At 71.3% G+C, this 18,823-nt stretch carries 20 protein-coding genes; 12 read left to right on the top strand and 8 right to left on the bottom strand.

The annotated features are described in order from the left end of the window. Position 1: 1 nt before the first annotated feature. On the bottom strand, positions 2-616 hold the full coding sequence (locus BJ971_RS29470) for a GNAT family N-acetyltransferase (RefSeq protein ID WP_184996428.1): 615 nt from the start codon (positions 614-616) through the stop codon (positions 2-4). Between the two features lie 118 nt (positions 617-734). Here BJ971_RS29470 and BJ971_RS29465 point away from each other — a divergent pair, with 118 nt between their 5' ends. The 5 genes from BJ971_RS29465 to fliQ all read left to right on the top strand — a co-directional run bounded on the left by BJ971_RS29465 (position 735) and on the right by fliQ (position 2,938). Continuing rightward, a complete protein-coding gene (locus tag BJ971_RS29465; RefSeq protein ID WP_184996427.1) occupies positions 735-1,142 on the top strand; it encodes a hypothetical protein in 408 nt (135 codons plus the stop codon). Between the two features lie 13 nt (positions 1,143-1,155). Further along, entirely contained in the window at positions 1,156-1,740 is a 585-nt protein-coding gene (locus BJ971_RS29460) for an RNA polymerase sigma factor (RefSeq protein ID WP_184996426.1), read from the top strand. After that, complete coding sequence (locus BJ971_RS29455) at positions 1,737-2,162, top strand: hypothetical protein (protein WP_184996425.1); 426 nt, start codon at positions 1,737-1,739, stop codon at positions 2,160-2,162. Before BJ971_RS29460 ends, BJ971_RS29455 begins: the two co-directional genes overlap by 4 nt. 5 nt (positions 2,163-2,167) lie before the next feature. Continuing rightward, the gene (locus tag BJ971_RS29450) at positions 2,168-2,575 is read left to right on the top strand and encodes a VOC family protein (protein WP_184996424.1); all 408 of its coding nucleotides are present in this window, start codon (positions 2,168-2,170) and stop codon (positions 2,573-2,575) included. A 93-nt stretch (positions 2,576-2,668) separates the two neighbouring features. After that, positions 2,669-2,938, top strand: a complete 270-nt coding sequence (gene fliQ / locus BJ971_RS29445; protein ID WP_184993796.1) for a flagellar biosynthesis protein FliQ — start codon at positions 2,669-2,671, stop codon at positions 2,936-2,938. A gap of 54 nt (positions 2,939-2,992) precedes the next feature. Here the strand turns inward: fliQ and pgl are convergent, their stop codons facing one another. From pgl to tkt, 6 genes are all read right to left on the bottom strand, one after another. After that, entirely contained in the window at positions 2,993-3,763 is a 771-nt protein-coding gene (gene pgl / locus BJ971_RS29440; RefSeq protein WP_184996423.1) for a 6-phosphogluconolactonase, read from the bottom strand. 71 nt (positions 3,764-3,834) lie between these two features. Beyond that, positions 3,835-4,848 (bottom strand): glucose-6-phosphate dehydrogenase assembly protein OpcA, encoded by a 1,014-nt coding sequence (locus BJ971_RS29435; protein ID WP_184996422.1) that lies wholly within the window; start codon positions 4,846-4,848, stop codon positions 3,835-3,837. A gap of 73 nt (positions 4,849-4,921) precedes the next feature. After that, a complete protein-coding gene (gene zwf / locus BJ971_RS29430) occupies positions 4,922-6,439 on the bottom strand; it encodes a glucose-6-phosphate dehydrogenase (RefSeq protein WP_184996421.1) in 1,518 nt (505 codons plus the stop codon). Then, complete coding sequence (locus BJ971_RS29425) at positions 6,432-7,946, bottom strand: glucose-6-phosphate isomerase (protein WP_184996420.1); 1,515 nt, start codon at positions 7,944-7,946, stop codon at positions 6,432-6,434. Before BJ971_RS29425 ends, zwf begins: the two co-directional genes overlap by 8 nt. Before the next feature lies 1 nt (position 7,947). Continuing rightward, the gene (gene tal / locus BJ971_RS29420) at positions 7,948-9,087 is read right to left on the bottom strand and encodes a transaldolase (RefSeq protein ID WP_184996419.1); all 1,140 of its coding nucleotides are present in this window, start codon (positions 9,085-9,087) and stop codon (positions 7,948-7,950) included. Between the two features lie 53 nt (positions 9,088-9,140). Then, complete coding sequence (gene tkt, locus BJ971_RS29415) at positions 9,141-11,189, bottom strand: transketolase (RefSeq protein ID WP_239087527.1); 2,049 nt, start codon at positions 11,187-11,189, stop codon at positions 9,141-9,143. A gap of 334 nt (positions 11,190-11,523) precedes the next feature. Between tkt and BJ971_RS29410 the strand changes: the two genes are divergently transcribed. Together BJ971_RS29410 and BJ971_RS29405 are read left to right on the top strand one after the other, a co-directional pair. Continuing rightward, positions 11,524-12,480: a heme o synthase gene (locus tag BJ971_RS29410; protein WP_377885125.1), complete on the top strand. Its 957-nt coding sequence runs from the start codon at positions 11,524-11,526 to the stop codon at positions 12,478-12,480. 228 nt (positions 12,481-12,708) lie between these two features. Next, positions 12,709-13,005 (top strand): hypothetical protein, encoded by a 297-nt coding sequence (locus tag BJ971_RS29405; protein WP_184996417.1) that lies wholly within the window; start codon positions 12,709-12,711, stop codon positions 13,003-13,005. 279 nt (positions 13,006-13,284) lie between these two features. Here BJ971_RS29405 and BJ971_RS29400 read toward each other — a convergent pair whose 3' ends face one another. After that, on the bottom strand, positions 13,285-14,250 hold the full coding sequence (locus BJ971_RS29400) for a COX15/CtaA family protein (RefSeq protein ID WP_239087520.1): 966 nt from the start codon (positions 14,248-14,250) through the stop codon (positions 13,285-13,287). Positions 14,251-14,348: 98 nt separating this feature from the next. Between BJ971_RS29400 and BJ971_RS29395 the strand changes: the two genes are divergently transcribed. Genes BJ971_RS29395 through sufC form a run of 5 tightly spaced genes read left to right on the top strand, consistent with a single transcriptional unit; the run spans position 14,349 to position 18,818 of the window. Then, positions 14,349-15,113: a helix-turn-helix transcriptional regulator gene (locus tag BJ971_RS29395; protein ID WP_377885220.1), complete on the top strand. Its 765-nt coding sequence runs from the start codon at positions 14,349-14,351 to the stop codon at positions 15,111-15,113. Beyond that, the gene (gene sufB / locus BJ971_RS29390; RefSeq protein WP_184996416.1) at positions 15,110-16,543 is read left to right on the top strand and encodes a Fe-S cluster assembly protein SufB; all 1,434 of its coding nucleotides are present in this window, start codon (positions 15,110-15,112) and stop codon (positions 16,541-16,543) included. The genes BJ971_RS29395 and sufB overlap by 4 nt, the downstream gene beginning before the upstream one ends. A 51-nt stretch (positions 16,544-16,594) precedes the next feature. Then, positions 16,595-17,728 (top strand): Fe-S cluster assembly protein SufD, encoded by a 1,134-nt coding sequence (sufD, locus tag BJ971_RS29385; RefSeq protein WP_184996415.1) that lies wholly within the window; start codon positions 16,595-16,597, stop codon positions 17,726-17,728. After that, on the top strand, positions 17,725-18,057 hold the full coding sequence (locus BJ971_RS29380) for a non-heme iron oxygenase ferredoxin subunit (RefSeq protein WP_184996414.1): 333 nt from the start codon (positions 17,725-17,727) through the stop codon (positions 18,055-18,057). Before sufD ends, BJ971_RS29380 begins: the two co-directional genes overlap by 4 nt. After that, positions 18,054-18,818 carry a Fe-S cluster assembly ATPase SufC gene (gene sufC / locus BJ971_RS29375; protein WP_184996413.1) on the top strand — a complete coding sequence of 255 codons (765 nt, stop codon included), beginning with the start codon at positions 18,054-18,056 and terminating at the stop codon, positions 18,816-18,818. Before BJ971_RS29380 ends, sufC begins: the two co-directional genes overlap by 4 nt. Positions 18,819-18,823 lie beyond the last annotated feature (5 nt).

Below are 18,823 nucleotides of genomic sequence, written 5' to 3'. Positions count from 1 at the left end.
GCTACGCGGCGGTGCCACGTCCCAGATAGGTGACCGTGGTGGCGCCGGGCACCGGAATCTCGGTGAAGCCGATCCGGTCGTAGAAGGCGCGTGCGGCGACGTTGGCGGTGGCCATGCCGAGGTGCACGCGCGGTACGCCGGCGGCCCGCAGCCCGGCCAGCAGCGCGTCCATCAGGCCGCGCCCCCAGCCCTTGCCCTGCCAGTCGGGCAGCAGATCGATGTGCAGGTGCGCCGGGTACGTCGCCAGCTCGGGCACGAGCATGCGCTCCGGGTGGTAGTGCAGCCACAGCATGCTCTCCTCCGGCGTCACGGGCGGGTCCGGAGGCGCCTGGTAGCGGTCGGCCGTGGCGGGCAGCCACTCGTCGAGGTAGCGCCGGGCGAACGTGGCCGTGTCTGCCGTGCCGACCACGTAGCCGACCGGGTTGCCGGCGCCGTCGTCGAGGATGTGCGCGTGCTCCGGCTCCAGCGTCACGTACGGGGCGGCGAAGATGTCGCCCATGAGCCGTTCGGACGAGTACAGGCCGCGGGCGTCGCCGCCGGCGTCCCCGGTGCGCACGCAGATGTCGTAGACGGCTTCGAGGTCGGCGGGCCGGTAGGCGCGGATCGATGGCTGCACGGCCGCGAGTCTAGGACGCGGTTCGGTGTGGCGTGCATCACCGTGCGACCGCCAACCTTCCGCGGCGCCGCGCGTCTACTCCTGCGAAGGCCGTACCCGACCCCCCAGGAGCCCCGTGATGCAACCGAACGCCCGCACCGCCTCGCTCGCCGTCGGCGGCATCGCCGTCGCCGTCCTCGGTGTGCTGACCGCAACCGGGGCGTTCGCGGACGAGGCGCCACCACCCGCGCCGAGGCCGGCGGTGTCCCCGGCCGCGCCGAGCCCCTCCTCGGTCCCCGGTGCGCCGGCGCCAGTGCCGACCGTTTCCTCGGTGCCGGGTGCCCCGGCGCCCGCGCCGACCGCTTCCTCGGTGCCGGGTGCGCCGGCGCCAGTGCCGACCGCCGGGCGGCCCGGCGGACCGGCCGCGGTCCCGCGGGGGCCCCGGCCGTCCGGCCCGGCCGCAGTCCCGGCGGCGCCGCGGCCGGCCGCCTCGCCCGTGCCCGATGGCCCGGTCGCGGTACCGTCGCCCTCACCGACCCGGCGCTGACCACAGGACCACCATGACCCTCGTCTTTCCGCTGCCCGCGCCCCTGCTGCGCCTGCTGCGGTCGGTGCTGTCCGGCTCGCCCCGGGCGGTACGCGGCGCCGGCGGGGACGGCCCGCCGGCGATCAACGAGCTGTACCACGCGCGCCGGCTGAGCCTGGTGCGGCTGGCGGTGCTGATGGTCGACGACCTGCCGACCGCCGAGGACATCGTCCAGGACGTGTTCGCCGCGCTGTACCGCCGGCACGGCGCCGACCTGGCAGGAGTGGCCGACCCGCACGCGTACCTGACGACCGGGGTGATGAACGCGGCGCGCTCGGCGCTGCGCCGCCGGCGCAGCGCGCGGGCCTACGTGCCGCCGCGCCCCGGCCTGGCGCCCGCCGCGGAGGACGAGGTGCTGCTGGGCCAGGGCGACCGGGAGGTGCTGGCGGCGCTGGCGGAGCTGACGGTGCGGCAGCGCCAGGTGATGGTGCTGCGGTACTGGTCGGAGCTGTCCGAGCGGGAGATCGCCGACGTGCTGCGGGTGTCGCGCGGCACGGTCAAGTCGACCGCGAGCCGCGCGCTGACCGTTCTGCGCGGCAGGCTGGGGGAGAGGCGATGAGCACGGAGGTCGAGGATCGGGTGCGCCGGGCGCTGGCCGGGCGCGCCGCTCAGATCACCCCCGAGCGGCTGCGGCCGGCGCCGCCGCCGACGGCGACGGCCGCGCGGCGGTCGTGGCGCCCCTGGTGGCGGCCGCTGCTGGCGGTCGCGGCCGTCCTGGTCGCGGCGGTTCTGGTCGTACGCGGTGGGCAGGAACCGCCGCGCCCGGTGCCGGAGCAGCCGGCCGCCACGGTGCCGTCGCCGTCCGCGCCCGCGCCGGAACCGACGAGCTCGCCCGCGCCGTCCCCGGCGGGGGAGCCGGTGCCGGCGAGCACGCCCTCCGGCCCGGGCTCCGTGCTGCCCTCCGCCGCGGTCTCCGTGCCGCCCGGCGGCCCGCTCGAGCCGCCGGCGCGCCCCATGGCGTCGCCGCCGGTGGCACGATAAGGCGCGTGAACTGGACACTTGAAGTGGTAGTCGTGCCCGTCTCGGACATCGACCGGGCGAAGGAGTTCTACGCCGACCAGCTCGGCTTCCATGTCGACCACGACACCGTGATCAACGACGACATCCGGATCGTGCAGCTGACCCCGCCGGGCTCGGGCTGCTCGATCGTCATCGGCAAGGGCGCCGTACCCGACATGGCGCCCGGCTCGCTCAAGGGGCTGCAGCTGGTGGTGCCCGACATCAACCGGGCGCACGCCGAGCTGGTCGCCCGCGGCGTGCCGGTCAGCGACGTGCAGAAGGTCGGCGAGAACCCACGAGCCACACCCGACCCGCTGGACAACGTGGGTTTCGTCTTCTTCGCCGACCCCGACGGCAACGGCTGGGCGGTGCAGCAGATCTCGTCCCGCGCCTGACCTGAGCCTTTCGCTCCTGCGGGAACCGGATGGCAACCGTCCTGCGCCGGTTATGGACTCCCCGGGTGTCGGCGGGGCGCCGATGGGGATTGCATGACCGACACGCAGATCGTTGAGCTGGGCCTCCAGGCGATGACCATCGCGGCGAAGATGTGTGCGCCGGTGCTGGTGACCGCGTTGCTCATCGGTTTCGCGATCTCGTTGTTCCAGTCGGTCACGCAGATCCAGGAGGCGACGCTGTCGTTCGTGCCGAAGGCGGTGGGTGTCGGCGCGGCGATCCTGTTCTCCGGCAACTGGATGTTGCACGAGATGATGACGTACACGACGCAGCTGTTCGAGAAGATCCCGACGCTGCTCGCCTGAGCTCACCCGCGCAAAGGGCCGCCCTCCGGCGGCCCTTTCGCACGTCCGCGGCGCTCAGCGCAGGCTGCGCGCCCGCGGCGGTACGTTGGCCGCGGCCGCGCGGTCCAGCAGCCACAGCGTCTTCACGGTGCCGACCGCCCCCGCCGCCGGCACCTGCTTCGGGCCCGCGCCGCCGATCGCCATGCCGGCCGCGGCCGCCTTGTCCTTGCCCGCCGCGATCAGCCAGACCTCCTCGGCCGTCTGGATGGCCGGCATGGACAGGGTGATCCGGGTCGGCGGCGGCTTCGGGCTGTTGTGCACCGCCGCGACCGTTCCGGTCTCGTAGACGCCGGGGTGCTCCGGGAAGAGCGAGGCTACGTGGCCGTCCTCGCCGACCCCGAGCATCAGCACGTCGAAGTGCGGCAGCTCCGAGCTGCCCGGCCGCGCCGCCGCGGCCAGCTCGTGCGCGTACCGGGCGGCGGCCGCCTTCGCGTCGTCGCCGTCCGGGCCGTCGGAGGCCGGCATGGCGTGCACGTGCGCCGGGTCCAGCGCGAGCGCGTCCAGCAGCGCCGCACGGGCCTGCGTCTCGTTGCGGTCCGGGTGGCCCGCGGGCAGGAACCGCTCGTCGCCCCACCAGAGGTCGATCCGCGACCAGTCGACCGCGTCCGAGGCCGGCAGCTCCTTCACCGCTCGCAGCACCTTCGCCGCCACCCGGCCACCGGTCAGCACGATGCTCGCCCAGCCGCGCTCGGCCTGCGCGTCGATGATCCTCACAACCAGGCGCGCCGCCACCGCCGACGCCAGAATGTCGGCGTCCGGAACCACCACCACAACGGTCTCGCTCATGCTGCCATCCCTCGTCATTCTGCAAAGGGGCCGTCCGCCGGAAGGCGGAACGGCCCCGTCGATCCTAGAGATCAGGCGATCCCGTCCGGCCAGGCTCCGGCGGCGACGGTGTCGCCCGCGCGGGCGGCCAGCGCCGGGTCCTTCCAGACGTGTACGCGCATCGCAGGCTTGCTGTCCAGCCCCGCGACGCCGGCCAGGGCGCCCAGCGCCTCGCCGTAGATCTGGTCGGCGTCGAGCCGGCGCAGCTCCTCGGCCAGTTCGTCGCCGACGGGCCGCTTCGGCAGCGGCATGTAGCGGTCCTCCTGGCCGGAGCGGCTGAACAGGGCCGTGCCCTCCTCGCGGGTCACCTTCACGCAGTCGCCGTTGGCGCACTGAAGCTCCACCGAGTGCATGCGCGGCGAGCGGTCGGTGTGCACCCAGTTCGGCTCGATGCCCAGCCGCGACTTCAGCCAGCCCTTCATCAGCGCGGCCGTCGGGTCGTTCAGCGGCGCCTCGATCGTCGCGCCGGTGACCCGCTCCTCGGTGGTGTCGAACGCGCCCGCGACCAGGGTGCGCCACAGGGTGATCCGGGTCCAGGTCAGGTCGGTGTCGCCGGGCGCGTAGTCGGCCGCCCGCCGGCGCAGCGCCGCGACGGGGTCCGGCGCCAGCTTGCTGTCGGTGATGCGCCGGTCGGCGACCACGCCGAGGAAGTCGTTGGCGATGGTCTCCGGCGGCTCGCTGTGCCACCACGTCACCACCGGCACGTCCGGCGCCAGCAGCGGCATGACGACCGACTCGGCGTGCAGGGCCAGCCGGCCGTACATGCGCATCACGACGGCCTCGGCCGGGCCCAGCCGGCCGCCCACGACGATCTCCGCGTCGAGCCGGCTGCGGCCGTCGAGGTCCGAGCGGACCACGATGAGCAGGCGGCAGGGGTGCGCCGACGCCGCGATGGTCGCGGCGGCCTCGGCCTCGCGGACCTTCTTCTCCTCAACGACCGCGACAAGCGTCAGCGCGAGGCCGCTGGCCACGCCGCCCGCGCTGCGCCGCTCGGCCGCGAGCGCCTTGACGACCTCGTTACCAGTGGTGTCCCAAAGCCCGATCATGCCGTCACCTCCGCTTCGCTCCGGCGCCGACATGATTTCAGACACTGAGCCGATGATTCGCTCGCAAGCTCGCTCATGCTCGCCTCCACGCGCGGCCCTCGCGGGCCAGCATCTCGTCGGACGCCCGCGGCCCCCACTCGCCGGAGCGGTACGGCTCCGGTTTGGTGCCCGCCCAGGCCGCTTCGAGCGGGTCGATGACCCGCCAGCTCTGCTCGATCTCGGCGGCGTCCGGGAACAGGGTGCGGTCGCCGACGAGCACGTCGAGGACGAGCCGCTCGTAGGCCTCCGGGCTGGACTCGGTGAACGCCTCGCCGTACTGGAAGTCCATCGCGATGTCGCGGACCTCCATCGTGGTGCCCGGCACCTTCGAGCCGAACTTGAGCACCACGCCCTCGTCCGGCTGGACCCGGATGACCAGCTGGTTGTTGCCGAGCATCTCGACGTCGGCGGGGTCGAACGGCAGGTGCGGCGCCTTCTTGAACATGATGGCGATCTCGGTGACCCGGCGCGGCAGCCGCTTGCCGACCCGGACGTAGAACGGCACCTCCGCCCAGCGCCGGTTCTGGATGCCGAGGCGGACGGCGACGTAGGTCTCCGTCGTGGAGTCCTCCGGCACGCCCTTCTCCTCGAGATAGCCGACGGCGCGCTCGCCGGCGACCCAGCCGGGCAGGTACTGCCCGCGCACCGAGTCGGCGGCGATGTTGCGGGGCAGGCTGATGGCCTTGAGGACCTTGAGCTTCTCCGCGCGTACGTCATTGGGGTCGAAGCTCGTGGGTTCCTCCATGCCGACCAGCGCGAGCAGCTGGAGCAGGTGGTTCTGCAGCACGTCGCGGGCCGCGCCGGAGGCGTCGTAGAACGCGGCCCGGGTGCCGATGCCGACGTCCTCGGCCATGGTGATCTGCACCGAGTCGACGTACTTGGAGTTCCACACCGGCTCGAACAGGTTGTTCGCGAAGCGCAGGGCCAGGATGTTCTGGACCGTCTCCTTGCCGAGGTAGTGGTCGATGCGGAACACGTCGGCGGGGGTGAAGACCTCGTCGACGAGCTGGTTCAGCGACATCGCCGTCTTCAGGTCGTTGCCGAACGGCTTCTCGACCACGACCCGGCGCCAGCCGCCGGACTTGGCGTTGTCGGCCATCCCGGTGCGGGCCAGCTGGTTGAGCACCAGCGGGAACGCGGCCGGCGGGATGGAGAAGTAGAAGGCGGCGTTGCCCGCGATGCCGTTGCGCTCGCGCAGCTCGTCCAACGTGTTCGCGAGCTGGTCGAACGCCGTGTCGTCGTCGAACGAGCCGGGGACGAACTGGAACTGGCTCGCCAGCCGGGCCCACACCTCCTCACGCCACGGCGTGCGGGCGCCCTTCTTGGCGGCCTCGTAGGCGAGCGACTCGAAGTCGCCGTCGCCCCAGTCGCGGCGCGCGAAGCCCAGCACCACGAAGCCGGGTGGCAGCAGGCCACGGTTGGCGAGGTCGTAGACGGCCGGGATGAGCTTCTTTCGGGACAGGTCGCCGGTGACCCCGAAGATCACCAGAGCGCAGGGCTCGGGGATCCTCGGAAGTCGTCGGTCCTGTGCCGTGCGCAGCGGATTACCCACGTGCCCATCCTGCCAGCTTTTCATTCCCTTGCAGGCGTACGGGTGATGGTCGGTGCGGCAACGTGCCGGCGGCGGCGAGCAGTTGCCGCACGCCCTCGGCGCGGTCGGTCAGGTGCAGGCGCAGCAGCGGGCGGCCGTCGCGGCGCAGCGCCTGCCGGTCGCCGGCGGCTCGTGCCGCCTGCCGGCCGCCGAGCGTGTACGGCTCGCCGGGAACCGGCACGTCGGCGGCGGCCAGGCCGGTGATCTGCAGAAACGAGCCGTTTCGCGGACCGCCCCTGTGGTATTGACCCCAGCCGAACGAGACCGGCCGCGGGCAGGCGGCGGCCAGCAGCGGCCGCACTCCGGCCACCGCGGCGTCGGCGTCACGGTCCAGGAAGGCCCGCACGGCGAGGTGATCGTCCACGTCGGCGAGAAGATCCCGTAGCGCCCCCGCGAGGCCGGTGGCGCCGCCGGTGGTGGTGAAGATCTCCACCGCGCCCTCGACGAAGGACGGTGTCGCGGGCTCTGGCTCGGCGGTCTCGGGCTCGAACCGGCGGAACGGGTCGACGCCGCGGACCCGCGCGGCGACGGCGACCGCGTACCGCCAGGCGAGGAACTGCGCGCCCAGCGGACCGTTGACGGCCACGTCGGGGCGCACGCCGCCGCCACCGGGAACCGCCGCCGGCGACAGGCTGCCGCCGTACGAGATGGTCAGGACGTCCTCGGGAAGGTAGCCGGCCTCGGCGGGGGACTCGACCGCGATCACGTGCAGCCCGAGCGCGCCGGTGACGAGGTCGGCGGCCCACTCGCCGAGGCCCTCGATGCCCGAGCCGTCCGGTATCAGGGCGACCCGGCGGGCGCCGGCCAGGGCGACGCCGAGCGCGAGCGCGGGATTGTCGCGGTCGCCGGCCAGTGACGGTGCGAACAGCTCGGCCTCGTCGATCAGCTCGGCGACGTCGACGCCGGCGAAGGCCAGGGCGGTCAGGGCGCCGGGGTCGCCCTCGACGCCGGTGAGGTCGGGCGCAGACCCGGACAGCGTCACGAAGTGGCGGGCGGACTCGGCCGGCGGGTCTCCGAGGTCGAGATAGGCCTGCCGGAGGATCGCGCGCAGGCCGTCGTCGCGGAGCACGACGAGCGTGCGGCGCAGCCGGCCGGCGTCGTCGATCAGCGCACGGACCCGCTGCGGGTCGGGGTCGTCGAGAACGGTCATAGGCCGGCCCAGGGTGCGGGCGGCGACCTCGGCGGTGCCGCCGGGGCCGGCGAGCACCACCTCGGTGAGGTCGGCGAGCTCCTCGTGCAGCTCGGCGATCAGGGGCAGCAGCTCGCGGTCCCGCCGGCTGGTGTCCAGGAGCTCCAGGGCCGCCTTCGCGCCGGCCTCGGCCGCGGGGCCCCACAGCGTCGGGTCCCCGCTGGCCAGCAGGCCCGGCACGCCCTGCGCGACAAGTGCGCGGCGGGAGGCCGCCGCCGGGCCGCCGAAAACGGCGAGCCCCGCGGCGGCCTCCACGCCCGCGAACAGGTCGTCGGTCACGTCACCGCGCGGCGTCGCTCGGATTCTGCGCGCCCGCGGCGGCGGCCGTGAGGGACTTCTTCACGTCCTCGAGCAGCTCGCCCCAGCTGGTCTCGAACTTCTCGACGCCCTCGTCCTCGAGGACCCGGAACACGTCGTCGAAGTCGATGCCGACCCCGGCGAGGTCGTCCATCACCTTCTGCGCGGCGGTGTAGGAACCGGTGACCGTGTCGCCACGGGTCTCGCCGTGGTCCTCGAACGCCTTGATCACCGACTCCGGCATGGTGTTCACCGTGCCGGGCGCGATCAGCTCCTCGACGTAGATGGTGTCCTTGTAGTCCGGGTTCTTCGTGCCGGTCGACGCCCAGAGCGGCCGCTGCGGGTGCGCGCCCGCGTCGGCCAGCGCCTGCCAGCGGGCGGTGCCGAAGACCTCGGCGTACGCCTTGTACGCGAGCTGGGCGTTGGCGACGCCCGCCTTGCCACGCAGCGCCCGGGCCTCGTCGCTGCCGATCTTGTCGAGCCGCTTGTCGATCTCGGTGTCCACCCGGGACACGAAGAACGAGGCGACCGAGCCGATCTGGGTCAGGTCGTGTCCGTTGGCCTTGGCCTGCTCCATGCCCGCCAGGAACGCGTCCATGACGGCCCGGTAGCGGTCCAGCGAGAAGATCAGCGTCACGTTCACGCTGATGCCCTCGGCCAGGGTCGCCGTGATCGCCGGCAGGCCCGCCTCGGTCGCCGGGATCTTGATGAAGAGGTTCGGGCGGTCGACGAGCCACCACAGCGTCTTGGCCTCGGCCTGGGTCTTGGCGGTCTCGTGCGCGCTGCGCGGGTCGACCTCGATGGACACCCGGCCGTCGACGCCGGACGACGCGTCGTACGCGGGCTTCATGACGTCCGCGGCCCAGCGCACGTCGTACGAGGTCAGCAGGCGCACCGCCTCCTCGACCGTGACGCCCTGCGCGGCGAGGTCCTTGAGCTGCGAGTCGTACGCGTCCGCGTCGGCGAGCGCCTTGGCGAAGATGGTCGGGTTCGTGGTCACGCCGACCACGTGCTGCTCGCGGCGCATCCGGTCCAGCGAGCCGCTCTGCAGGCGGACGCGGGAGAGGTCGTCGAGCCACACCGCAACACCTGCGGCGGAAAGGTCAGCCAGCCTGTCGGTCATCGCTACTCCTCAAGTTTCTTCTACCTCTAGTACGGCGGAGCCGCCCCGGTAGCTCAGGTACCGGTCGTGTAACCGGTGATTTCGCCGACCTTGGCGAGGGCGGCGTTGGCCTTGGCGACGACGTTGTCCGCGGTGAACCCGAACTGCTCGAACAGGATCTTGGCAGGGGCGCTGGCGCCGTAGTGCTCGATGCTGACCGGCTCGCCGGCCTCGCCGAGGATGCGGTCCCAGCTCATCCGGATGCCGGCCTCGACCGTGACGCGGGCCTTGACGCCGCGCGGCAGGACCTCCTGCTGGTACGCCGTGTCCTGCTCGTGGAACCACTCCTGGCACGGCATCGACACCACCCGGGTCGGCGTGCCCTCGGCCTCGAGCCGCTCCTGCGCGGTGAGGCAGTACTGCACCTCGGAGCCGGTGCCGATGAGGATGACCTTCGGCGCGCCGTCGGACGCCTCGGAGAGGATGTAGCCGCCCCGCAGGGTGCCCTCGGCCGACGCGTACCGGTCGCGGTCGATGGTGGGGAGGTTCTGCCGCGAGAGCGCGAGGGCGGTCGGGCGGTCGGTGTGCTCGAGCGCGCCGCGCCAGGCCCAGGCGGTCTCGTTGGCGTCCGCCGGGCGGACCACGTCGAGGCCGATGATGGCGCGCAGCGCGGAGAGCGTCTCGATCGGCTGGTGGGTCGGTCCGTCCTCGCCGAGCCCGATCGAGTCGTGCGTCCACACGTAGATGACCGGCAGCTTCATCAGCGCGGAGAGCCGGACGGCGCCGCGCATGTAGTCGCTGAACACCAGGAACGTGCCGCCGTACGGGCGGGTGCCGCCGTGCGCGGCGATGCCGTTGAGGATCGAGCCCATGCCGTGCTCGCGGACGCCGAAGTGCAGCGTGCGGCCGTACTCGTGGCCGGGGAACGCCTTGGTGGCGTACTCGCTCGGGATGAAGGAGGGCTCGCCCTTCATCGTGGTGTTGTTGCTCTCCGCCAGGTCGGCGGAGCCGCCCCACAGTTCGGGTAGGACTTCTGCGAGGCTTGCGAGCACCTTGCCGGAGGCGGCGCGGGTGGCCAGGCCCTTCGGGTCGGCGGGGAACTCGGGCAGCGCGGCCGTCCAGCCCTCGGGCAGGGCACGGGAGCTCAGCCGGTCGAACAGCTCGCGTCCCTCGGGGTTGCTCGCCGACCAGACCTCGAAGGCCTTGTTCCACTCGGCGTGCAGCGCCCGGCCCCGGTCGGCGACCTGGCGGGCGTGCGCGAGGACGTCGTCGGCGACGGGGAAGTTCACGAGCGGGTCGAAGCCGAGGATCTCCTTGGTGGCCTTGACCTCGTCGGCGCCGAGCGCCGAGCCGTGGATCTTGCCGGTGTTCTGCTTGTTCGGCGCGGGCCAGCCGATGATCGTGCGCAGCACGATGAACGACGGCTTGTCGGTCACGGCCCGGGCGGCCTGGATCGCCGCGAAGAGCTCCTCGACGTTCTCGTCGTAGTCGCCCTTGCTCGGGTCGCCCTTGCGCCAGTCGACGGTGTGCACGTCCCAGCCGTAGGCCGCGTAGCGGGCGCCGACGTCCTCGTTCTTGGCGATCCGGGTGTCGTCCTCGATGGAGATCTCGTTGTCGTCGTAGATCACCGTGAGGTTGCCGAGCTTCTGCACCGCGGCGACGGCGCTCGACTCGTGGCTGACGCCCTCCTCGATGTCGCCGTCGGAGCACATCACGTAGACGTGGTGGTCGAAGACCGACTCCTCGGCGTCCGGGTCGAACAGGCCGCGCTCGCGGCGGGCGGCCATGGCCATGCCGACGGCGTTGCCGATGCCCTGGCCCAGCGGTCCCGTGGTGACCTCGACGCCGGGGGTGTGCCCGTACTCAGGGTGACCGGGGGTGAGCGAGTCCCACTGGCGCAGCGCGGCCAGGTCGTCGAGCGCGAGGCCGTAGCCGGACAGATAGAGCTGGATGTAGAGGGTAAGGCTGGAGTGGCCGCAGGAGAGCACGAAACGGTCCCGGCCGGCCCAGTGCGGGTCGGTGGGGTCGTGCCGCATGACCCGGTTGAAGAGCAGGTAGGCCGCCGGCGCCAGGCTCATCGCCGTGCCGGGGTGCCCGTTACCGGATTTCTCGACCGCGTCCATGGCCAGCACCCGGACGGTGTCGACCGCCCTCCGGTCGAGGTCGGACCAGTTCAGATCGTCTTTGGCAGCCACGTCGCTTGTACTCCTCGGCCATGGTGGGGGAACCCTTTTGACTTGACCCTATCCATTAGCGGTAAACCACCGCCCGCGGAACCGGAACGGCCCATACGCTGAGAGCGGACGTGGAGCGACGGGGGCTGAGCCGCACGACACCCCCTGGACACCTCGGCCGTTGAGCGCCCCGGGCTGCGCGTAGTCTGTCCCAACGTGCCAGCCGGTCCCAGCCGGCAACGGCAAAGTTCGAACCCTCGCCGATGCCGGAAGGTGGCTGTCCGTGAGCATGATCACCGAGCGTCCCGACCAGGGGCGGTCGCCCGGTCTACTCCCGGCGCCACGTGCGGCGGAGCCTGCGCGGCGCCGCGACGTCGGTGCCGTGATCAAGGCCTATGTCTCGCTGACCAAGCCGCGCATCGTCGAGTTGCTGCTGGTGACCACGGTCCCGGCGATGATGCTCGCGGCCGGCGGCTGGCCGGACCCGTGGCTGGTCGCGGTGGTGCTGGTCGGCGGCTCGCTGGCGGCCGGCGCGGCGAGCGCGCTGAACTGCTACATCGACCGCGACATCGACCAGCTGATGCGGCGCACCAAGCGCCGCCCGCTGCCGGCGCACGACGTGACCCCGCGCTCGGCGCTGGTGTTCGGCCTGGTGCTGGCGGCCATCTCGGTCGTGCTCATGGGTGCCTTCACCAACTGGCTGGCCACGGCGATGACGGCGGGCTCCATCTTCTACTACGACGTGGTCTACACGCTCTGGCTGAAGCGCCGGACGCCGGCGAACACGTTCTGGGGCGGCATCTGCGGTGCGGCGCCCGTGCTCATCGGCTGGGCGGCCGTGACCGGGTCCATCGCCCCGCTGGGATGGGCGCTTTTTGCCGTTGTCTTCTTTTGGCAGATGCCGCATTTCTACGCATTGGCCATCAAATACAAGGATGACTACGCCCGCGCGGGCATCCCGATGCTGCCGGTGGTGCGCTCGGCCGGCCGGGTCAACGCCGAGATCCTGATCTTCACGGTGCTGATGCTTGCCGCGTCTCTGGCGGCCTGGCCGCTGGGCCTCGGCCCGATCTACGGGATCACGGCCGTCGTCTCGGGCCTGATCTTCCTGTCGGAGGCCGTGCGGCTGGTGGGTCGTTCCCGGCGCGGCGAGCCGCTGAAGCCGATGCGCCTCTTTCACTGGTCTTACACGTACCTGACCATTCTCTTCATCGCGGTCGCGGTCGACGCGCTCATCTGAGTAACAAACATCACGCCGCGACATTCACGTACGTCGCACAGAATGCCCGTTATTCGGGTTATCGGAGTGACGTGCCTTACCCCTTTAGGTGGAACCGGGGAGCGGGTGTAATTCGGGCAATATTGCCCCAAAACAATGCCCCCGGACGCCAAACCCGCAGGTAATTGCCATCACAATTCCCCGCCGTCCGTGCTTGCTCGCCGTCGAGTTCTGCCTAGAGTGCGAGTCATGGCAGAAGGTTCCGATACGACACTGACCGCCGACATCAAGTCATTCGCCACCGGCCACGGCGGGGCGAAGGCGGTCATCGAGTATGTCGGCAAGCGGGGCGCCCGCATCGTCCTGGTCGGCGAGGACGGCGAGTGGACCGACCAGTTCGCGGCCGACGGCACCGACGTGGCCCGCCGAGCGTGTGAGACGGCGGGCGTCGCGGTGGAGAACGAATGGGAGCGCGAGCTGATGGAGCAGATGCGCCCGAGCAACGACCTCTGGCGTTCGATGTCCCGCCGCAGCATGGCGCGCTGAGAGCCCCGATCACCACCACGGCACCTCTCGACAGGCCCGATACCCCACTGAATACCCCACTGACCGACCGCAGCGACCCGGGAGCGATCCCGGGTCGCTTCTCGTTGTGCGGGCGGCCCGGCGCCGGGCGGGCGGGGTCCGTAGCCGGGTAGGGATCGTCGGGCGGAGTCCGTGGCCGGGCGGGGCGTCGGCCAGGCAGGGCGTCGGCCAGGCAGGGCGTCGGCTGGGCGGGTGGGGTCCGTGGCCGGGCAGGGTGTCGGCCGGGTGGGTGGCCCCGGATCAGGCGACGGGTGTGGCCACGGGCTCGGTGGTCTCCGTTGCCGATGTTGCCGATGTGGCCGACGGGGTTGGAGTTGCCGGTGGGGCGGGCGTGGTGGCGGGTCGCTCGCGCAGGCTCCACAGCACGCCGAGCGTCGCCACCCAGACCAGGCAGGCGCCCAGCATGTGCGCGCCGACCAGCAGGACCGGCAGGTGGGTGAAGTACTGGACGAAGCCGATCAGCCCCTGGCCCAGCTCGACCACGATCAGGATGCCCGCCGCCCGGATCGCCGGCCTCGGCGCTCCCGCCGCGCGCAGCGCGAACCAGAGCCCCACCGAGAGCCCGATCAGCAGGAACACGAGATCGGCGTGGGCCTGGGCGATCAACTCCGGGTCGAGGCCGTTGCGCTTGGCGTTCTCGTCGCCCGCGTGCGGGCCGCTGCCCGTCACGATCACGCCGACCACGATCACCGCGGCGCTCACCAGCGCCGTCAGCCGGGCCAGCGTCGCCAGCGGCGCCGACACCAGGCGGCGCGGGGGCCCGTCACCCTCGGCGGTGCGTTTCCAGAGCGCGTACGCGAGGGCGATCAGCGCCATCGAGAGCAGGAAGTGGAGCCCGACCACCCACGGGTTCAGGTCCGTCAGGACCGTGATGCCGCCGATCACGCCCTGGCCCGGGATGCCGAGGAGTACCGCGAGCGACAGCAGGACCAGCGACCGGCGCCGCGGCCGTTCGAGCAGGGCCGCGACGAAGCAGGCCAGCGCGATCACGCCGAGCGCGAGGCCGAGCAGCCGGTTGCCGAACTCGATGACGCCGTGCACGCCCATCTCCGCCGTCGTGGTGTACGACGCGTCGGTGCACCTGGGCCACGTGGGGCAGCCGAGGCCGGAGCCGGTCAGCCGGACCGCCGCACCCGTGACGACCAGGCCGATGTTGGCGACCAGGGAGGCGAGTGCCAGCGGGCGCAGGAGGGTGCGTTTGCTCACGCCGGGAATCGTACGCCCGAATTTGATCTTGATTTTGGGCGGCCGTGGGCGCCGGTGTCATGGATCACCGGGTCTGCCGTTTGCGGGCCGCCGATGAAATACGTAACGTTGGCGTAGTGAAAACACGGGAACTCAGCGCGCCGGCCGTCATGGCCGTGGGCTTCCGTGTGCCCACCAGCGAAAACACTGACCTCCGCACCCGGGACCGGGTGGCCCAGCTGCTCTTCGAGAGCGGCGCCGCGACCGCCGCCGAGCTGGGTTCCCAGCTCGGGCTCAGCCCCGCCGCGATCCGCAAGCATCTCGACGCCATGCTGGCCGAGCGGCTGGTCGAGGTCCGCGAGAGCCGGCACCACGGCCCGCGCGGCCGGGGCCGGCCCGCCAAGGCGTTCGTGCTCACGGCGGAGGCCCGGGAGGGCTTTCCGCACTTCTACGACGGCATCGCCACCGCGGCCCTGCGGTGGATCGCCGAGCACGGCGGCCCCGAGGCGGTCGGCGCCTTCGCCACCGCTCAGGTCGCGCCCCTGGAGGAGCGCTGCCGTGCGGCGCTGGCCGAGGCCGGCGACGATCCCATCGCCAGGGCGGAGGCACTTGCCAAGGCCCTGACCGCCGAGGGTTACGCTGCCAGTTCGACCGCGATCGCGTCCGGCGGGCAGCTGTGCCAGCACCACTGCCCGGTGGCGCACGTGGCCGCCGAGTTTCCCCAGCTGTGCGACGCCGAGACCGCGGTCATCTCGCGACTCATCGGCACCCACGTGCAGCGTCTCGCCACCATCGCGCACGGCGACGGGGTGTGCACCACGCACATCCCCGGCCCGTCGCGCGTGACCGATACAACCGCCACCACTGTGAGGACAGATAAATGACCGAGCAGACCGTTCAGCCCGTCGTTACCCAGGAGGAGCACCTCGCCGCCCTGGGGAAGTACGAATACGGCTGGGCAGACGCCGACACCGCCGGGGCCACCGCCCAGCGCGGCCTGTCCGAGGCCGTGGTGCGCAACATCTCGGCGCTCAAGAGCGAGCCGCAGTGGATGCTCGACCTGCGGCTCAAGGGCCTGCGTCTCTTCGACCGCAAGCCCATGCCGAACTGGGGCGCCGACCTCACCGGCATCGACTTCCAGAACATCAAGTACTTCGTGCGCTCGACCGAGAAGCAGGCCGCCTCCTGGGACGACCTGCCCGAGGACATCAAGAACACGTACGACAAGCTCGGCATCCCCGAGGCGGAGAAGCAGCGCCTCGTGTCCGGTGTCGCGGCGCAGTACGAGTCCGAGGTCGTCTACCACAAGATCCGTGAGGACCTTGAGGAGCAGGGCGTCATCTTCCTGGACACCGACACCGCCCTCAAGGAGCACGAGGAACTCTTCAAGGAGTACTTCGGCACGATCATCCCGGTCGGCGACAACAAGTTCGCCGCGCTGAACACCTCGGTGTGGTCGGGTGGCTCGTTCATCTACGTGCCGAAGGGCGTGCACGTCGACATCCCGTTGCAGGCCTACTTCCGGATCAACACCGAGAACATGGGCCAGTTCGAGCGGACGCTGATCATCGTCGACGAGGGTGCCTACGTGCACTACGTCGAGGGCTGCACCGCGCCCATCTACTCCTCGGACTCGCTGCACAGCGCGGTCGTCGAGATCATCGTCAAGAAGAACGCCCGCTGCCGTTACACGACCATCCAGAACTGGTCGAACAACGTCTACAACCTGGTCACCAAGCGCGCCACCTGCGAAGAGGGCGCGACCATGGAGTGGGTCGACGGCAACATCGGCTCCAAGGTGACGATGAAGTACCCGGCCGTCTACATGACCGGCGCGCACGCAAAGGGCGAGGTGCTCTCGGTCGCGATGGCCGGCGAGGGCCAGCACCAGGACGCCGGCGCCAAGATGGTGCACGCCGCGCCGCACACCTCCTCGACGATCATCAGCAAGTCGATCGCCCGTGGCGGCGGCCGCACCTCGTACCGCGGCCTCGTGCAGGTCCTGGACGGCTCGCACCACAGCAAGAGCACCGTCAAGTGCGACGCGCTCCTGGTCGACACCATCTCCCGCTCGGACACCTACCCGTACGTCGACATCCGCGAGGACGACGTGTCGATGGGCCACGAGGCGACCGTTTCCAAGATCAGCGACGACCAGCTCTTCTACCTGATGAGCCGGGGCCTGACCGAGGACGAGGCCATGGCGATGATCGTGCGCGGCTTCATCGAGCCGATCGCCAAGGAGCTCCCGATGGAGTACGCCCTCGAGCTGAACCGTCTGATCGAACTTCAGATGGAGGGCGCCGTCGGCTGACCGCCGCCGCCCCGTCCCCCGAACGCACCGGATCACCAGAGCAAGGATGAGATGACTACCGAGGCCATGGCACCGCCGAGCACCAAGTCGCAGGTGCTGCGTTCCTTCGACGTCGCCGACTTCCCGGCCCTCAACGGCCTGGAGGAGGAGTGGCGCTTCACTCCGATCAAGCGTCTCGGTGAGCTGATCACCGCGGGCGCGCTCACCGGCGCCGCGCCGGTGTTCGACGCCGGCGACCTGCCGGCCGGGGTGTCCGTCACCCAGGTCGACGCCGGCAAGGTCGATCCGGTGCTGACGCCGTTCGACCGGGTCAGCGCGCTCGCGTTCGGCTCGGCCGCGTCGGTGACCCTGATCGACGTCGCCGCCGAGACGGTGGAGAACGCGCCGGTCGTCATCAAGGTCGTCGGCCAGGGCGGCGCCGCCGCCGCGGCCCGCACCTACGTCCGGGTGGGCAACTTCGCGAAAGTCACGGTCGTACTGGAGCAGGTCGGCGCTGCGACTCTGGCCGACAACATTGAAGTGGTCCTCGGCGACAGCGCCCAGCTCACCTTCGTCACGCTCGCCGAGTGGGACGCCGAGACGGTGCAGGCGCAGCACATCCGGTTCCGGGTCGGCCGCGACGCCCGCGTCGACCACGTCCAGGTCTCGCTGGGCGGCAGCCTGATCCGCCAGTTCGCCAGCGTCGAGTACGCGGGCCGCGGCGGGCAGGCCGAGCTCTGGGGCCTGTACTTCGCCGACGCCGGCCAGCACATCGAGCACCGCCAGCTGGTCGACCACGGCGTGCCGGACTGCCGCAGCTACGTCGGTTACCGCGGCGCGCTTCAGGGCCGGTCCGCGCACACCGTCTGGGTCGGCGACGTGGTCATCCGCGCGGCCGCGACCGGCACGGAGACGTACGAGATCAACCGGAACCTGCTGCTCACCGACGGTGCCCGCGCCGACTCGGTGCCGAACCTGGAGATCGAGACCGGCGAGGTCGTCAGCGCCGGGCACGCCAGCGCGACCGGCCGCTTCGACGACGAGCAGCTGTTCTACCTGATGGCCCGCGGTATCCCCGAGGAGTCGGCCCGCAAGCTGGTCGTGCGTGGCTTCTTCGCCGAGCTGATCAACAAGATCCCGGTCGAGGAGCTGCGGGAGCGCCTGGGCGACGCCATCGAGGCCAGGCTGGCGAAGGCCGGCTCATGACCTTTGAGCTCGTGGGCAAGGCCGAGGACGTCGTCAAGGGCAGCGTGGCAACCGCCAGCGTCGACGGCGTCGATGTCGCGATCGTGCACGCCGACGACGACCGCTTCTACGCCGTGCGCGACGAGTGCAGCCACGCCGCCATCGCACTCTCCGAGGGGGAGGTCGACGGCTGCACCCTGGAGTGCTGGCTGCACGGCTCCCGCTTCGACGTGCGTACCGGTGAGCCCTCCGGCCCTCCCGCCACCGAGCCGGTGGCAACCTTCCCCGTCGAGATCCGCGACGGCGACATCTACGTCTCTACGACACCGAGTAATGGAGTAATGCCGTGAGCACCCTCGAGATCCACGACCTGCAGGTGTCGGTCAAGTTGCCCGATGGCGACCTGAAGCCGATCCTCGCCGGCGTCGACCTGACCGTGAGGTCGGGCGAGACGCACGCCATCATGGGCCCGAACGGCTCCGGCAAGTCGACCCTGGCCTACTCCATCGCGGGTCACCCGAAGTACGAGATCACCGGCGGCACGGTGACCCTCGACGGCGAGGACGTCCTCGCGATGACCGTCGACGAGCGCGCCCGCGCCGGCCTCTTCCTGGCGATGCAGTACCCGGTCGAGGTGCCCGGCGTCTCGGTGGCGAACTTCCTGCGCACCGCGAAGACCGCGATCGACGGCGAGGCGCCCAAGCTGCGCACCTGGGCCGGCGAGCTGCGCGGCGCCATGGAGAAGCTCCAGATGGACCCGGCGTTCGCGCAGCGCAACGTCAACGAGGGCTTCTCCGGCGGCGAGAAGAAGCGCCACGAGATCATGCAGCTCGAGCTGCTCAAGCCGAAGATGGCCATCCTCGACGAGACCGACTCCGGCCTCGACATCGACGCGCTGCGCATCGTCAGCGAGGGCGTCAACCGGGTGCGGGCCTCCGGCGAGGCCGGCCTGCTGCTGATCACGCACTACACCCGGATCCTGCGCTACATCAAGCCGGACTTCGTGCACGTCTTCGTCGCCGGCAAGATCGTCAAGGAGGGCGGTCCCGAGCTCGCCGAGCAGCTCGAGGCCGAGGGCTACGAGCGCTACGTGGCCTCCGCGAACGCCTGAGGATC

Origin of the sequence: Amorphoplanes digitatis, from assembly GCF_014205335.1 — a bacterium.
In the GTDB taxonomy this organism is placed as follows: Bacteria; Actinomycetota; Actinomycetes; order Mycobacteriales; family Micromonosporaceae; genus Actinoplanes; species Actinoplanes digitatus.
The sequence above is the reverse complement of the archived record's forward strand: the minus strand, read 5'-3'. Positions and strand labels throughout refer to the sequence as shown.

Excerpts from the sequence above, each read along its gene's own strand:
- BJ971_RS29465 (WP_184996427.1), top strand. The coding sequence starts at position 735 with ATGCAACCGAACGCCCGCACCGCCTCGCTCGCCGTCGGCGGCATCGCC.
- BJ971_RS29460 (WP_184996426.1), top strand. The coding sequence starts at position 1,156 with ATGACCCTCGTCTTTCCGCTGCCCGCGCCCCTGCTGCGCCTGCTGCGG.
- BJ971_RS29455 (WP_184996425.1), top strand. The coding sequence starts at position 1,737 with ATGAGCACGGAGGTCGAGGATCGGGTGCGCCGGGCGCTGGCCGGGCGC.
- fliQ (WP_184993796.1), top strand. The coding sequence starts at position 2,669 with ATGACCGACACGCAGATCGTTGAGCTGGGCCTCCAGGCGATGACCATC.
- pgl (WP_184996423.1), bottom strand. The coding sequence starts at position 3,763 with ATGAGCGAGACCGTTGTGGTGGTGGTTCCGGACGCCGACATTCTGGCG.
- BJ971_RS29435 (WP_184996422.1), bottom strand. The coding sequence starts at position 4,848 with ATGATCGGGCTTTGGGACACCACTGGTAACGAGGTCGTCAAGGCGCTC.
- tal (WP_184996419.1), bottom strand. The coding sequence starts at position 9,087 with ATGACCGACAGGCTGGCTGACCTTTCCGCCGCAGGTGTTGCGGTGTGG.
- tkt (WP_239087527.1), bottom strand. The coding sequence starts at position 11,189 with ATGGACGCGGTCGAGAAATCCGGTAACGGGCACCCCGGCACGGCGATG.
- BJ971_RS29405 (WP_184996417.1), top strand. The coding sequence starts at position 12,709 with ATGGCAGAAGGTTCCGATACGACACTGACCGCCGACATCAAGTCATTC.
- sufB (WP_184996416.1), top strand. The coding sequence starts at position 15,110 with ATGACCGAGCAGACCGTTCAGCCCGTCGTTACCCAGGAGGAGCACCTC.
- sufD (WP_184996415.1), top strand. The coding sequence starts at position 16,595 with ATGACTACCGAGGCCATGGCACCGCCGAGCACCAAGTCGCAGGTGCTG.
- BJ971_RS29380 (WP_184996414.1), top strand. The coding sequence starts at position 17,725 with ATGACCTTTGAGCTCGTGGGCAAGGCCGAGGACGTCGTCAAGGGCAGC.